The sequence below is a fragment of the Streptomyces sp. SP18BB07 genome (assembly GCF_036322545.1).
GTDB classification, from domain to species: Bacteria; Actinomycetota; Actinomycetes; order Streptomycetales; family Streptomycetaceae; genus Streptomyces; species Streptomyces deccanensis.
In genome coordinates, this window is record NZ_JAQYWT010000365.1 from 16,984 (window position 1) to 32,254 (window position 15,271).

Genomic DNA, 15,271 nt, shown 5'->3' on the forward strand with positions numbered 1-15,271 from the left:
GAGCGGAAGGACGCCATGCCAATTGCGGCTGTTCCGTGGACGCAGGGAGCGGCACGGGGCGTGAAGGGGCGGTCACAATTCACGCATTTCGTGGGTGGAACGCGGCACCATCCGCGACGCCCGCCCGTTGTCCTGGTAGCTGTCACTGCCAGACCTCCCGGCACAGCGGGGTCCTCGCTTACGATGGCCGTTGCTCAAGCTGTGATTGAAAACTGCCAACTGTCATTGAAACCGACCGTCCCAGGCCCGACCGGCAAGGAGACAAGCCCCCGTGTCCGTCCTCTCGAAGATCATGCGTGCAGGCGAAGGCAAAATCCTGCGCAAGCTGCACCGCATCGCGGACCAGGTCAACTCCATCGAAGAGGACTTCGTCGACCTCTCCGACGCCGAGCTGCGCGCCCTCACCGAGGAGTACAAGCAGCGGTACGCCGACGGTGAGACCCTCGACGACCTGCTCCCCGAGGCGTTCGCCACCGTCCGCGAGGGCGCCAAGCGCGCTCTCGGCCAGCGCCACTACGACGTGCAGATCATGGGCGGCGCCGCCCTCCACCTCGGCTATGTCGCCGAGATGAAGACCGGTGAGGGCAAGACCCTCGTCGGCACCCTGCCCGCGTATCTGAACGCGCTGGCCGGCAAGGGCGTGCACCTGATCACGGTCAACGACTACCTGGCCGAGCGCGACTCCGAGATGATGGGCCGCGTCCACAAGTTCCTGGGGCTGAGCGTCGGCTGCATCCTCGCCAACATGACGCCGGCCCAGCGCCGCGAGCAGTACAACTGCGACATCACCTACGGCACGAACAACGAGTTCGGCTTCGACTATCTCCGCGACAACATGGCGTGGTCCAAGGACGAGCTCGTCCAGCGCGGCCACAACTTCGCGATCGTCGACGAGGTCGACTCCATCCTTGTCGACGAGGCCCGTACGCCGCTGATCATCTCCGGCCCGGCCGACCAGGCCACCAAGTGGTACGGCGACTTCGCCAAGCTGGTCACGCGCCTGAAGAAGGGCGAGCCCGGCCAGCCCCTCAAGGGCATCGAGGAGACCGGCGACTACGAGGTCGACGAGAAGAAGCGCACCGTCGCCATCCACGAGTCCGGTGTCTCCAAGGTCGAGGACTGGCTGGGCATCGACAACCTCTACGAGTCGGTGAACACCCCGCTGGTGGGCTACCTGAACAACGCCATCAAGGCCAAGGAGCTCTTCAAGAAGGACAAGGACTACGTCGTCATGGACGGCGAAGTCATGATCGTCGACGAGCACACCGGCCGTATCCTCGCCGGCCGCCGCTACAACGAGGGCATGCACCAGGCGATCGAGGCGAAGGAAGGGGTGGACATCAAGGACGAGAACCAGACGCTCGCCACGATCACCCTGCAGAACTTCTTCCGCCTCTACAAGCGCCACGACCACAGCGGCAAGGAACAGCCCGGCCTCTGCGGCATGACCGGTACGGCGATGACCGAGGCCGCCGAGTTCCACCAGATCTACAAGCTCGGTGTGGTGCCGATCCCGACGAACCGGCCGATGGTCCGCAAGGACCAGTCCGACCTGATCTACCGCACCGAGGTCGCGAAGTTCGAGGCGGTCGTCGACGACATCGTCGAGAAGCACGAGAAGGGCCAGCCGATCCTCGTCGGTACGACGTCGGTCGAGAAGTCCGAGTACCTGTCGCAGCAGCTGAGCAAGCGCGGTGTGCAGCACGAGGTGCTCAACGCCAAGCAGCACGACCGGGAGGCGACGATCGTCGCCCAGGCCGGCCGCAAGGGCGCCGTGACCGTCGCGACGAACATGGCCGGCCGTGGTACGGACATCAAGCTCGGCGGCAACCCCGACGACCTCGCCGAGGCGGAGCTGCGTCAGCGCGGCCTCGACCCCGAGGAGCACATCGAGGAGTGGGCGCACGCCCTGCCCGAGGCCCTCGCGAAGGCCGAGGAAGCGGTCAAGGCGGAGTTCGAGGAGGTCAAGGAGCTCGGCGGGCTCTACGTCCTCGGCACCGAACGGCACGAGTCCCGCCGCATCGACAACCAGCTGCGCGGTCGTTCCGGCCGTCAGGGCGACCCCGGTGAGTCCCGCTTCTACCTGTCGCTCGGCGACGACCTGATGCGTCTGTTCAAGGCCCAGATGGTCGAGCGCGTGATGTCCATGGCGAACGTGCCGGACGACGTGCCGATCGAGAACAAGATGGTCACCCGCGCGATCGCCTCCGCCCAGTCGCAGGTCGAGCAGCAGAACTTCGAGACCCGGAAGAACGTCCTCAAGTACGACGAGGTGCTCAACCGGCAGCGCGAGGTCATCTACGGCGAGCGTCGCCGCGTCCTGGAGGGCGAGGACCTGCAGGAGCAGATCCAGCACTTCATGGACGACACCATCGACGCCTACATCCAGGCCGAGACCGCCGAGGGCTTCGCCGAGGAGTGGGACCTCGACCGGCTGTGGGGCGCCTTCAAGCAGCTCTACCCGGTGAAGGTCACCGTCGAGGAGCTGGAGGAGGCCGCCGGGGACCGGGCCGGGCTGACGGCCGAGTTCATCGCCGAGTCCATCAAGGACGACATCACCGAGCAGTACGAGGCGCGTGAGGCGCAGCTCGGCTCCGAGATCATGCGTGAGCTGGAGCGCCGGGTGGTGCTGTCGGTGCTGGACCGCAAGTGGCGTGAGCACCTCTACGAGATGGACTACCTCCAGGAGGGCATCGGCCTGCGCGCGATGGCGCAGAAGGACCCGCTGGTCGAGTACCAGCGCGAGGGCTTCGACATGTTCACCGCCATGATGGAGGGCATCAAGGAGGAGTCCGTCGGCTATCTGTTCAACCTGGAGGTCCAGGTCGAGCAGCAGGTCGAGGAGGTCCCGGTCGAGGAGGCCAAGCCGTCCCTGGACAAGAGCGACGCGGTGCCGGCGCAGGCGGGTGCCTCGCGGCCGGAGATCCGCGCGAAGGGGCTGGAGGCCCCGCAGCGGCGTGACCGTCTGCACTTCTCCGCGCCCACCGTCGACGGTGAGGGCGGCATCGTCGAGGGCGACCTGCCCGAGGACGAGCCGGTCCGCTCCGAGGCCGACGGCCTCACCCGAGCGGAGCGCCGCAAGCAGCAGGGGAAGACGAGCCGCCGCCGCAAGAAGTGAGGGTTCGCGCTCGCTCCGGGAGGGGCGGGCGCGGGCTGCGCGGGCGTTCCTTGTGGGGCGCGGGGCGCGTGTTGAGCAGCGGGGCGTGAGGCCGTGAGGTCGTGAAGGGCCGGGCATCTTCGGGTGCCTGGCCCTTCGTGTGTATCGGCCTGGGGCTGGGGGCGGTTGGGCGGTTGTGGGGGCCGGGCTCAGTCGTCGTCCGGGTGGGGGAACTTCGGGCCGCCGAGTTCCACCGCTGTGCAGCGCCAGCGGTGGTCGGGTCCGTGTTCCAGGCGGAAGGCCATGGCGCTGATGCGGTCGCCCGCGCCGATACGGGCGAAGACCTCCAGGGCGCCCTGGGCCGCCACGTAGTAGCCGATGTCCCGGATGACGGGGTGGGTGCCGTGGGGACAGCGCAGGGGGCCGCGTTCGGCGAGCCAGGCCAGTTCGTCGTAGGCCCTTCCCGCGGTGTGTCGCAGCATGCTGTGGACCGGGCGGCGGCCGCTGAGTACGGCGAGGAGGAGCTCGGCGAAGCGGTCGGTGGGGCGGGACTGGTGGACGGGCTCGGTGAGGGGCGGGGGCGCTGTGGGCGCCGGGTGCCGGGGTGTGGTGAGGCGGCCGCCCCCTGGGATCGTGCGGGCCGGGGTGCGGCCGGGGCGGCGGGGGTCGTGGCGGACGGGCGGGCGGGTGCCGGGGTGGCGCTTGGTCCTGGTCATGACCTTGTTCATCGGGGATCCCCGTTCGTCGGTGAGGTCGCGAGTACCAGTCGGTAACTTGGCGTTGGGGATCTTGTACGAGGACGGCGGGGGCGCTCGCAAGGGAGCGCGAGGGGTCGGCGAGGGCCGCGAAATGTTCACCTATCAGGGTGGCGGAGAGGGGTGTCGGGCCCGGCGGGGCGGGGTTGGGCCGGGTGAGGTGACGGGCTCGGGGTGGACGCGTGCGGGGGGTTGGGCGGGGGCTCGAAAGGGGACGCCCGCACGTATCCTGAAGGTCCTTTGGAGGCTTCGCGGGGACCGTCGACATGGGCCGAGGTGCTCCGACGTGACCCGAGAACACGACTACGAAAGCGGACTGCCATGCGCGTCTACGTCCCCCTGACCCTTCCCGGGCTCGCCGAGGCGTACAAGACGGGTGAGCTGGGGGAAGGGGCGTTCGTCGCGTACGCCGTCACGCCCGCTCTGCGGGAGTGGTATCTGTCCGACGACATCGAGGAGTTGGAGTACGCGGCGCTGAACCGGGCGGCGCTCGCGTCGTTGCGGCTGGTGGCCGTGGATCCGGGGGCGGCTCGGCGGCGGGTCGTGGTGGCCGTGGATGTGGCCGACCGGGACGCGGTGGCCGATCCCGACCGGGGGCTCGATCCGGTGGCGCTCGGGGAGGTGCGGGTGGCTGGGCCCGTGCCGCTGAGCAAGGCCGCGGCTGTGCATGTCGACTCGGTGGAGGCCGAGGGGGAGGTGGGGGAGGCGGCGGATGCGTTGGGGGCGGCGGATCTGGGGGACGATGATGCGCAGTTCATCGTGGACGGGGCGGATGATCATGAGCTGCTCTGGTATGCGACGCAGGAGATTCCGAACCTGGTGGGGTTGGGGGACTGAGCCCGGTAGGGGTGGGGTGAGCTTCTGGGCGGGGTTGGTGTGCGGTGCCGCTCCGCTGGGGTTGGGCGGGGCTGGGTCCCGCTGCTCGGCGGTTACGAGGTGCCGCCTGCGCCCACCCTCCCCCACTCTCGGCTTCGCTCGAGCGGGAGGTGCCCCCATCGCCCCAGCGGCACGATTGCCCGCAGCCATGACAGCAGCTCATTACGGCCAGCCATGACAGCAGCTCAGCACGGCCACGGTTGTCCAGGACTGGGTTGTCGGTGGTGCGGGGTAGTTTTTCGGTATGGGGATGAACGGAGTCGGGGCGCATATCGTCTGGGATTGGAATGGGACTCTGTTCCATGACAACGAGGCGATCATCGGGGCGACGAACGCGGCGTTCGCGGAGTTGGGGATCGAGCCGATCACGTTGGAGCGGTACCGGGAGCTGTATTGCGTACCCGTGCCGAAGTTCTACGAGCGGCTGATCGGGCGGCTGCCCACGGACGAGGAGTGGGAGGCCATGGACGTGGTCTTCCATCGGTACTACGCCGAGCACCGGGTCGCCTGTGCGCTGACCGCGGGCGTGCCGGGTCTGCTGACGGACTGGGGTGCGGCCGGGCGCAGCCAGTCGATCCTCAGCATGTACGCGCACGAGGAGCTGGTTCCGCTGGTGCGCGGCTTCGGGATCGAGCCGCATTTCGTGCGGGTCGACGGGCGCACCGGGCCCTCCGGCGGCAGCAAGGCCGAGCACATGGTGCGCCATCTGCGCCGGCTCGTGGGGGTGGAGCCGAGACGGACCGTGGTGATCGGGGACGCCGCCGACGACGCGGTCGCCGCCCGGCACGTCGGCGCGCAGGCCGTGCTCTACACCGGGGGGTCCCACAGCCGCGCCAGCCTGGAGTGGGTCGGCGTACCCGTCGTGGACACCCTGGAGGAGGCCGTCGCCGAGGCCGAGCGGCTCGCCGCCTGACCCCACCGACCCGTCCCGCCCGCCTCTACGTCACCGGCGCCTTCGCCCGCAGCACCGTGAGGAACTCCCGCATCCAGGCGGAGTGGTCCGGCCAGGCGCGGGCGGAGACGAGGGTGCCGTCGACGACGGTCTCGGCGTCCTGGAAGGTCGCGCCGGCGGCCTGCATGTCCAGTTCGAGAGCGGGGTACGCGGTGACGCGGCGCCCGGACAGCGCGTCCACGGCCGCGGTGAGCAGCGGGCCGTGGCAGATCTGGGCGACCGGCTTGTCGGTGTCGAAGAACGACTTGAGGATCTTGCGCAGCTCGGGATCGTTGCGGAGGTACTCCGGGGCCCGGCCGCCGGGGACGACGACGGCGACGTACTGACCGGGGTCGACCTCGGAGAAGGCCAGGTCGGCGGGCCAGGTGTAGCCGGGTTTCTCGGTATAGGTGTCGTAGCCCGGTTCGAAGTCGTGGACCACGAAGCGGAGCGTCTTGCGGCTGGGGGCGGCGATGTCGACCTCGTACCCCTCCTCACGGAGGCGCTGGTAGGGGTAGAGGACCTCCAGCGACTCCGCCGCGTCGCCGGTCACGATCAGGATCTTGGCCGTCATGGTGGGGCTCCCCTCAATGCCGCAAGGCTTCCTTCGTCAGGCTATGGCTTCCTGGGCAACGTGCATCCGGGGTGGAGGTTTGCCAAGGGGGTGTGCTGATGCGGGGTGCGGCGAAAGCGCGTATAGGCTCGGTTGCGCGGAGGTAAGCTCAAAAGTGCGCGGTGGGCACTGTGCAGAACGTCAAAGTTCGACCCTCGGTTTTGTACACATACGGCTCATGACGTGCCCCCCGTCCGGAGGGATAGCCTTGTGGCGTGATCAGCGCGATAGCTCGCGGGGACGTCGTCGTCCCTGCCCTGCGCCCGGTGAGCACGGAAGACATCCGTGTCCGGGCGGCGGTCGCTGGTCCTCGCGGGCGGGAGGGAGCCACCAGGGCTCCCGGGACGCCGGGCGCACCCACGGGACGGACGGTGCCGAGAGCAGCGTCACACCCCTGCCGGGTACCGAGAATGGCTGATTACCCCCCGCTCATCTCACCCTGCGGCATAGCGTCGAATCAGACCGGACACCCCGTGTCGTGGTGGCGCTTCGGAGGGGACGAGTTCGTACTTCCTTCTACGTCACGCAACGGCGCGCGACAGGAGCCAGAGGACAATGCAGACCAAGCTGGACGAAGCCAAGGCCGAGCTGCTCGAACGGGCCGCCCGGGTAGCTGAGAACAGCCCGGTCGGGGGGTATCTACCGACTGGGACGACGAGCGAGAGTACGTCCGACATCCCGGACCAGGAGACCGTGCTCGCGTTCCTCCAGCGCTACTACCTGCACACCGCCCCAGAGGACCTGAGCGGCCGCGACCCGGTCGACGTCTTCGGAGCCGCTTACTCCCACTACCGACTGGCCGAGAACCGCCCCCAGGGCACGGCCAACGTGCGGGTCCACACCCCGACGGTCGAGGAGAACGGCTGGACGTGCAGCCACTCCGTCGTCGAGGTCGTCACCGACGACATGCCCTTCCTCGTCGACTCCGTGACCAATGAGCTGTCCCGGCAGGGACGCGGGATCCATGTCGTCATCCACCCCCAGGTCGTCGTCCGGCGGGACGTCACCGGCAAGCTCGTCGAGCTGATCATCGACCCCGCCGCCGTCGCCGCGGCGTCCGCCGCCGTGGCCGCCGGGGAGACGCTGCCGCACGACGCGCACATCGAGTCCTGGATCCACGTCGAGATCGACCGCGAGACCGACCGGGCGGACCTCAAGCAGATCAACAACGATCTGCTGCGCGTCCTGTCCGACGTCCGCGAGGCCGTCGAGGACTGGGAGAAGATGCGGGACGCGGCGGTCCGGATCGCCGACGGGCTGCCCGCCGAGCACACCGCCGACGACCTGCGCGGAGAGGAGGTGGAGGAGGCCCGCGAGCTGCTGCGCTGGCTCGCCGACGACCACTTCACCTTCCTCGGCTACCGCGAGTACGAGCTGCGCGAGGACGACTCCCTCGCCGCCGTCGCCGGCACCGGCCTCGGCATCCTGCGCTCCGACCCGCACCACGCCGGGGAGGACCGGCACCCCGTCAGCTCCTCCTTCGAACGGCTGCCCGCCGACGCCCGAGCCAAGGCCCGTGAGCACAAGATCCTCGTCCTGACGAAGGCCAACAGCCGGGCCACCGTCCACCGGCCGTCCTACCTCGACTACGTGGGCGTGAAGAAGTTCGACGCCGAGGGGAACGTGGTCGGCGAGCGGCGCTTCCTCGGACTGTTCTCCTCCGCCGCCTACACCGAGTCCGTGCGCCGGGTGCCCGTCATCCGCCGCAAGGTCGACGAGGTGCTCGTCGGCGCCGGGTTCTCGCCCAACAGCCACGACGGACGCGACCTGCTCCAGATTTTGGAGACCTACCCGCGCGACGAGCTGTTCCAGACCTCGGCCGACGAACTGCGGTCCATCGTCACCTCCGTGCTCTACCTCCAGGAGCGCCGACGGCTGCGGCTCTACCTGCGCCAGGACGAGTACGGGCGCTACTACTCCGCCCTCGTCTACCTTCCGCGCGACCGCTACACCACCGGCGTACGCCTCAGGATCATCGACATCCTGAAGGAGGAACTGGGCGGTATCAGTGTCGACTTCACCGCCTGGAACACCGAATCGATCCTCTCCCGGCTGCACTTCGTGGTCCGCGTCCAGCCGGGCACCGAACTGCCGCACCTCAGCGACGCCGACAAGGACCGCCTGGAGGCCAAGCTCGTCGAGGCCGCCCGCTCCTGGTCCGACGGGTTCGCCGAGGCGCTCAACGCCGAGGTCGGCGAGGAACGCGCCGCCGAGATGCTGCGCAAGTACGCGAACGCCATCCCCGAGGGGTACAAGGCCGACCACAACCCCCGCTCCGCCGTCGCGGACCTGTGCCGCCTCGAAGCGCTCGACCAGGACGAGGACTTCGAGCTCAGCCTGTACGAGCCGGTGGGTGCCGCGCCCGACGAGCGCCGCTTCAAGATCTACCGCAAGGGCGGCTCGGTCTCGCTCTCCGCGGTGCTGCCCGTCCTCAACCGCATCGGCGTCGAGGTCATCGACGAACGGCCGTACGAGCTGCGCTGCTCGGACCGGACGACCGCGTGGATCTACGACTTCGGGCTGCGCATGCCGAGGCCGCAGGCCGGGAGCGTGGACTACGCCGGGGACGACGCCCGGGAGCGGGTGCAGGAGGCCTTCGCCGCCACCTGGACCGGGCAGGCCGAGAACGACGGGTTCAACGCGCTCGTGCTGAGCGCCGGGCTCACCTGGCGGCAGGCCATGGTGCTGCGCGCGTACGCCAAGTACCTGCGGCAGGCCGGGTCCACCTTCAGCCAGGACTACATGGAGGACACCCTCCGCAACAACGTCCACACCACCCGGTTGCTCGTGTCGCTGTTCGAGGCGCGGATGTCGCCGGACCGGCAGCGGGCCGGGCGGGAGATCGTCGACGCGCTCCTCGAAGAGGTCGACGCCGCGCTCGACCAGGTCGCCAGCCTCGACGAGGACCGGATCCTGCGGTCCTTCCTCACCGTCATCAAGGCGACGCTGCGTACGAACTTCTTCCAGGAGGCCGCCGGCGGCAAGCCGCACGACTACGTCTCCATGAAGTTCGACCCGCAGGCGATCCCGGATCTCCCGGCGCCGCGACCGGCGTTCGAGATCTGGGTGTACTCGCCGCGCGTCGAGGGTGTGCACCTGCGGTTCGGGAAGGTCGCCCGTGGTGGGCTGCGCTGGTCGGACCGGCGGGAGGACTTCCGGACCGAGATCCTGGGCCTGGTCAAGGCGCAGATGGTCAAGAACACCGTCATCGTGCCCGTCGGCGCCAAGGGCGGCTTCGTCGCCAAGCAGCTGCCGGACCCGTCGGTGGACCGGGACGCCTGGCTGGCCGAGGGCATTCGCAGCTACAAGACTTTCATCTCCGCGCTGCTCGACATCACCGACAACATGGTCGCGGGCGAGGTCACGCCCCCGGCCGACGTCGTACGGCACGACGAGGACGACACCTATCTGGTCGTCGCCGCCGACAAGGGCACCGCGACCTTCTCCGACATCGCCAACCAGGTCGCGGAGAGCTACAACTTCTGGCTCGGGGACGCCTTCGCCTCCGGCGGCTCGGCCGGCTACGACCACAAGGGCATGGGCATCACCGCGCGCGGCGCCTGGGAGTCGGTCAAGCGGCACTTCCGGGAGCTGGGCGTGGACACCCAGACCCAGGACTTCACGGTCGTCGGCATCGGTGACATGTCCGGTGACGTGTTCGGCAACGGCATGCTGCTCAGCGAGCACATCCGGCTGGTCGCCGCCTTCGACCACCGGCACATCTTCATCGACCCCAGCCCCGACGCGGCCACCTCCTACGCCGAGCGCCGCCGTGTCTTCGAGCTGCCCCGCTCCAGCTGGGCCGACTACGACACCGATCTGATCTCCACCGGCGGCGGCGTCTTCCCGCGCACTGCCAAGGCGATCCCGATCAACGCCCACATCCGGGACGTCCTCGGCATCGAGGACAAGATCGCCAAGATGACCCCGGCCGACCTGATGAAGGCCATCCTCAAGGCGCCGGTCGACCTGCTGTGGAACGGCGGCATCGGCACGTACGTGAAGGCGTCGACCGAGTCGCACACCGACGTCGGCGACAAGGCCAACGACGCGATCCGGGTCGACGGCGCCGATCTGCGCGTCCAGGTCGTCGGGGAGGGCGGCAACCTCGGGCTGACCCAGCTGGGCCGGATCGAGTTCGCGCAGAAGGGCGGGCGGGTCAACACCGACGCCATCGACAACAGCGCGGGCGTGGACACCTCCGACCACGAGGTGAACATCAAGATCCTGCTCAACGGCCTGGTCACCGACGGCGACATGACCGTCAAGCAGCGCAACAAGTTGCTCGCCGAGATGACCGACGAGGTCGGCCGGCTCGTCCTGCGCAACAACTACGCGCAGAACACGGCGATCGCCAACGCCCTCGCCCAGTCCTCGGACATGCTCCACGCCCAGCAGCGCTTCATGCGCCACCTGGTGCGCGAGGGCCACCTCGACCGGGCGCTCGAATTCCTGCCCACCGACCGGCAGATCCGCGAACGCCTGGGCACCGGGCACGGCCTCACCGGCCCCGAGACGGCCGTCCTCCTCGCCTACACGAAGATCACGGTCGCCGAGGAGTTGCTGCACACCTCCCTGCCGGACGACCCCTACCTGCGCAAGCTGCTGCACGAGTACTTCCCGACGGCGCTGCGCGAGCAGTTCCGCGAGCACATCGACAGCCACCCGCTGAGCCGTGAGATCGTCACGACCCTGCTGGTCAACGACACGGTCAACACGGGCGGTACGAGCTTCCTGCACCGGCTGCGCGAGGAGACCGGGGCCTCGCTGGAGGAGATCGTCCGGGCGCAGACCGCCTCCCGCGCGATCTTCGGTTCGGGCGCGGTGTGGGACGCGGTCGAGGGCCTGGACAACCAGGTCGACGCGGCCGTCCAGACCCGGATCCGGCTGCACTCCCGCCGCCTGGTCGAGCGCGGCACGCGCTGGCTGCTCAACAACCGGCCGCAGCCGCTGGAGCTCAGCGGGACCATCGCGTTCTTCTCCGAGGGCGTGCACCTGGTCTGGGGCGAGCTGCCCAAGCTGCTGCGCGGCGCCGACCTGGAGTGGTACCAGAAGATCTACGACGAGCTGACCGGCGCCGGGGTCCCGGAGGAGCTGGCCACACGCGTCGCGGGCTTCTCCTCGGCCTTCCCGACGCTCGACATCGTCGCGGTCGCCGACCGGGTCGGCCGGACGCCGATGGAGGTCGCCGAGGTGTACTACGACCTCGCCGACCGGCTGCGCATCACCCAGCTCATGGACCGCATCATCGAGCTGCCGCGCGCGGACCGCTGGCAGTCCATGGCCCGCGCGGCGATCCGCGAGGACCTGTACGCGGCCCACGCCTCCCTCACCGCCGAGGTCCTCTCGGCGGGCAACGGCACCTCCACGCCGGAGCAGCGCTTCAAGGTGTGGGAGCAGAAGAACGCGGCGCTGCTGGGCCGGGCGCGGACGACCCTGGAGGAGATCCAGGGCTCCGACGCGTTCGACCTCGCCAACCTGTCGGTGGCGATGCGGACGATGCGCACGCTGCTGCGTTCGCACTCCTAGCGGTACGGCGAAGGGGGCGCCCCAGGCTCTGGGGCGCCCCCTTCCGTATGCGTCGCCGGGGCTACTCGGTGATCTCCCAAAGGGTCAGCTTGCCCTGCACCGTGGGTACTTCAAAGCTGTACTCGCCCGGGGTCAGCCCGGTGATCTCGTACATGGCGAGGTTGCCCTGCTTGGTGACCGTGCAGAGCCTGACGCCCTTGTCGATCTCCGCCTCCTCGCCGAAGTGACCGGAGTCCAGGGTGGAGGGCAGGACGTCCGTCCCCGTGCCCTCGGCGCACTCCTGCGGTGTGGTGCCCGCGCTCTTGCCCATGGTCGTGTCGAAGTACCAGTAGCTGCTGTCGAGGTGCATGTCCATCAGGCCGTCGACCATCTCGTCCTCGGTGTCGACCTCCGGCTTGTCGAAGTCGACTTTGACGTAGGCCGAGCCGGCGGGGGTGCGCAGCGTGAAGGGCTTGCCCTCGAAGACGGCTGTGTACTGGGCGTTCGCGGGGATCGAGGGGGTCGCGCTCGGGTCCGTCCCGTCCCCCGCGCCGCCCTGGTCGCCGGAGCCGGAGTCCGTGCCGGTCCCGGTCGGGGACGAGGTCGGCGTCGAGGCCGCCTGGTCGCCGTCCTTGTCGTCCTTGCCGTCGTTGCTGGCGCTGTCCTTGGGGGAGTCGCTCGCCGAGCTGTTGCTGTCGTCCTTCCCCTTCAACACGTACACGGCCGCGGCCGCGCCGGAGCCGGCCACGAGGACGAGGGCCAGGGCGACCAGGGCCACCTTCAGACCGCGACGGCTCTTCTTGGGCGGGGCGGCGGCCGGTGCCGGAGCCGAGGCGGCGGCCTGGGGGGTGAGGTTGTAGGTGTCGGTGGCCGGGGGCGGATAGCCGTAGCCAGGGGTCGGGGTCTGGCCCTGGGCCGGTGGGCCGAAGCCGGTCGGCGGCTGGGTCGGCGCCTGCTGGGGCACGCCCTGGGTGGTGCCCTGGGCGTACGCGTGGGCCTGGGCCGCCGGGTCGTGGGGCGGGGCGGCGGGCGGCGTCGGGGCGGCGGTGGGTGCGGCGGTCGGGGGCGCGGCCGGCATCCGGGGTGACGTCGGTTGGGGCGGGGCCTGGGCGGACTGCTCGCGGCGGGCGATCTCGGCGGTGAGCGGTTGCGGGAGCCAGCCGGTGAAGTCGCTCAGGCCCCGGTCGGCCGACTCCTGGCAGAGCGCGGCCAGTTCCTCGGTGCCGATGCGCTCGGCCGGGTCGGCGGTCAGGCAGCGCTCCAGCAGGGGGCGCAACCGGTCGTCGTAGCCGTCGAGCCGGGGCGGGCGCTGGGAGGTGTTGGCGATCTGCGCGGCGATGGTGATGGCGCCGCCGTCGCCGTACGGATGGCGTCCGGTGGCGGCGACCGCGGCGATCAGGCCGAGCGAGAAGACGTCGGTGGCCGGGGTGACCTGCTCGCCGAGGGCGTGTTCCGGCGACATGTACTGCGGGGTGCCGATCAGGCCGCCCGACTGGGTCAGATGGGTGGCGTCGGCGGCGCGGGCGATGCCGAAGTCGATGACGTACGGGCCCTGGGAGCCCAGCAGGATGTTGCTGGGCTTGAGGTCGCGGTGGATGACTCCGGCCGCGTGGATGGAGGTGAGGGCGCGGGCCGCGCAGCCGACGAGCTGGAAGACGGCGGGCAGGGGGAGCGGGCCGAAGGCGACCAGGGCGTCGTGCAGGGGGATGCCGGCGATGAACACCGAGGCCAGCCAGGGGAGTTCGCCGGTGGTGTCGTGGTCGACGACCGGGACGATGTGGTAGCCCTGCACGCGGCGGGCGGCCTGGACCTCCTGCTCGAAGCGGCGGCGGAAGTCGGCGTCCTGGCCGTACTCGCGGCGGATGACCTTCAGGGCGACGGGCTGGCCGCCGCGGGTGTGCGACAGGTAGACCGTGCCCATGCCGCCCTCGCCGATGCGGGCCTGCAGGTGGTAGCCGGCCGTCTCTCGTGGGTCCTGCGGTCCCAGAGGGCTCAGGATGTCGCCGGTGCTGGTGCTGATGGGAGCCTCCCCCGGTGCGGTGCCGAACTCCGGTGCCGGTGCGGGCACTTGGAGCGGTCCGAAGCTTATACGGCACTTATGACACTTGGGGTGGGTGTTGCGGTTCCCGGGGAAGTGGGGGGCGCCTCATGGCTCGGGGGTTCGGGTGCGTTGGCGACTGCGGGTGCGTGGGGCTTCTCGCGCAGTTCCCCGCGCCCCTAAAAGACCAGGCCCTGCGGGCCTGAAAAGCATGGGGCGCAGCCCCTGCTTTTCAGGGGCGCGGGGAACTGCGCGAGAAGCCCCACCGGGCCGGCAGCCGACAACGCACCCACCTCTCGAGTCACGGCTCCCGGCGGACCCGGCGCCTCCATTCCTCGTCCCGCACAGTGATCGGCGCCGTCGGTGGGAGGCGGCGGGACGTCGGGGCCTCCGAGATGTGGGGGGTCGGGGCTGTCGGCGCCTCCGTCAGGGACAGCGTGCGGAAGGCCGTCTCGATGATGGTCACCGACGTGGCGACCGGCGCCGGCAGCCACCCCGTGAAGTCGCGGACGTCCCGGCGGGCCGCCCCCGCGCAGTGTTCGGCGACGGCGGCAGCCGACGGGCGGGAGGCCGGGTCGGCGGTGAGGCAGCGCCGGATGACGTCGACGAGAGGGCGGCCGATGCCGTCCAGCGCGGGCGGCGCGACGTCCGTGGCGGCGATGCGCGTGGCGATGGCCAGCGGGTTGCCGCGCCCGTACGGGTGGCTTCCGGTGGCGGCGACCGCCGCGATCAGGCCCAGCGCGAACACGTCGGACGCGGAGGTGACCCGGCGGCCGAGGGCGTGCTCGGGGGACATGTAGCGCGGGGTGCCGATCAGGCGTCCGGCGGTGGTCAGGGTCGCCGCGCCCGCCGCCCGGGCGATGCCGAAGTCGAGCAGCCAGGGCCCGTCGGCGGCCAGCAGCAGGTTGGCGGGCTTGACGTCGCGGTGGACCACCCCGGCGGTGTGCACGGCGTCCAGCGCGTACGCGGCGCAGGCCAGCAGCTGCAGGACCGTGGCCATGGGCAGCGGGCCGTGCGTCTCCAGCGCCTGGTCGAGGGGGACACCCGGAACGTAGTGCGTGGCCAGCCAGGGGCGCTCCGCACCGGCGTCGTGGTCGACGATCGGCACCAGGTGATAGCCGGAGACCCGGCGCCCGGCGGCCACCTCGCGGGCGAACCGCTCACGGAAGGCGGGACTGCCGGCGTACTCCGGGCGGACCAGTTTCAGCGCGACCGGCTGGCCGCCGCGGCTGCGGGAGAGATAGACGGTGCCCATGCCGCCCTCACCGATCCGGGCGTACAGCGGATACCCGGCGATCTCCCGCGGATCCTCCGTCCGCAGCGGCTCAGGTACCACCCCACGCATCGACCGCCCCCTCCGCTCAGCACGTCCCCGGAGCGTATCGCGGCACGGACCGGCAGGAGGCGGGTGAGGCAACCCGCGCACCGCCGGGGGCATCTACCCAAGTGGCCC

Annotated in this window: 8 protein-coding genes; 4 read left to right on the top strand and 4 right to left on the bottom strand. The window is 70.2% G+C overall.

The features are described 5' to 3' along the window. Positions 1 to 271 precede the first annotated feature (271 nt). Positions 272 to 3,118 carry a preprotein translocase subunit SecA gene (gene secA / locus PUR53_RS43445; RefSeq protein ID WP_329894645.1) on the top strand — a complete coding sequence of 949 codons (2,847 nt, stop codon included), beginning with the start codon at positions 272 to 274 and terminating at the stop codon, positions 3,116 to 3,118. A 188-nt stretch (positions 3,119 to 3,306) separates the two neighbouring features. On the opposite strand, the gene PUR53_RS43450 is transcribed toward secA, so the two are convergent. Next, complete coding sequence (locus PUR53_RS43450; RefSeq protein WP_329894646.1) at positions 3,307 to 3,825, bottom strand: Rv3235 family protein; 519 nt, start codon at positions 3,823 to 3,825, stop codon at positions 3,307 to 3,309. Positions 3,826 to 4,173: 348 nt separating this feature from the next. Here PUR53_RS43450 and PUR53_RS43455 point away from each other — a divergent pair, with 348 nt between their 5' ends. Both PUR53_RS43455 and PUR53_RS43460 read left to right on the top strand, forming a co-directional pair. Continuing rightward, entirely contained in the window at positions 4,174 to 4,689 is a 516-nt protein-coding gene (locus tag PUR53_RS43455; RefSeq protein WP_239754904.1) for a DUF6912 family protein, read from the top strand. Positions 4,690 to 4,972: 283 nt separating this feature from the next. Next, positions 4,973 to 5,641 (top strand): HAD family hydrolase, encoded by a 669-nt coding sequence (locus PUR53_RS43460; protein ID WP_329894648.1) that lies wholly within the window; start codon positions 4,973 to 4,975, stop codon positions 5,639 to 5,641. A 25-nt stretch (positions 5,642 to 5,666) separates the two neighbouring features. Here PUR53_RS43460 and PUR53_RS43465 read toward each other — a convergent pair whose 3' ends face one another. Then, positions 5,667 to 6,233 carry a DJ-1/PfpI family protein gene (locus tag PUR53_RS43465; protein WP_239754901.1) on the bottom strand — a complete coding sequence of 189 codons (567 nt, stop codon included), beginning with the start codon at positions 6,231 to 6,233 and terminating at the stop codon, positions 5,667 to 5,669. Between the two features lie 594 nt (positions 6,234 to 6,827). On the opposite strand from PUR53_RS43465, the gene PUR53_RS43470 reads away from it, so the two are divergent. Beyond that, a complete protein-coding gene (locus PUR53_RS43470) occupies positions 6,828 to 11,801 on the top strand; it encodes an NAD-glutamate dehydrogenase (protein WP_329894649.1) in 4,974 nt (1,657 codons plus the stop codon). A gap of 61 nt (positions 11,802 to 11,862) precedes the next feature. On the opposite strand, the gene PUR53_RS43475 is transcribed toward PUR53_RS43470, so the two are convergent. Both PUR53_RS43475 and PUR53_RS43480 read right to left on the bottom strand, forming a co-directional pair. After that, entirely contained in the window at positions 11,863 to 13,728 is a 1,866-nt protein-coding gene (locus tag PUR53_RS43475) for a serine/threonine-protein kinase (RefSeq protein WP_443078025.1), read from the bottom strand. Positions 13,729 to 14,119: 391 nt separating this feature from the next. Next, positions 14,120 to 15,163 (bottom strand): serine/threonine-protein kinase, encoded by a 1,044-nt coding sequence (locus PUR53_RS43480; protein WP_329912183.1) that lies wholly within the window; start codon positions 15,161 to 15,163, stop codon positions 14,120 to 14,122. Between the last annotated feature and the right edge of the window lie 108 nt (positions 15,164 to 15,271).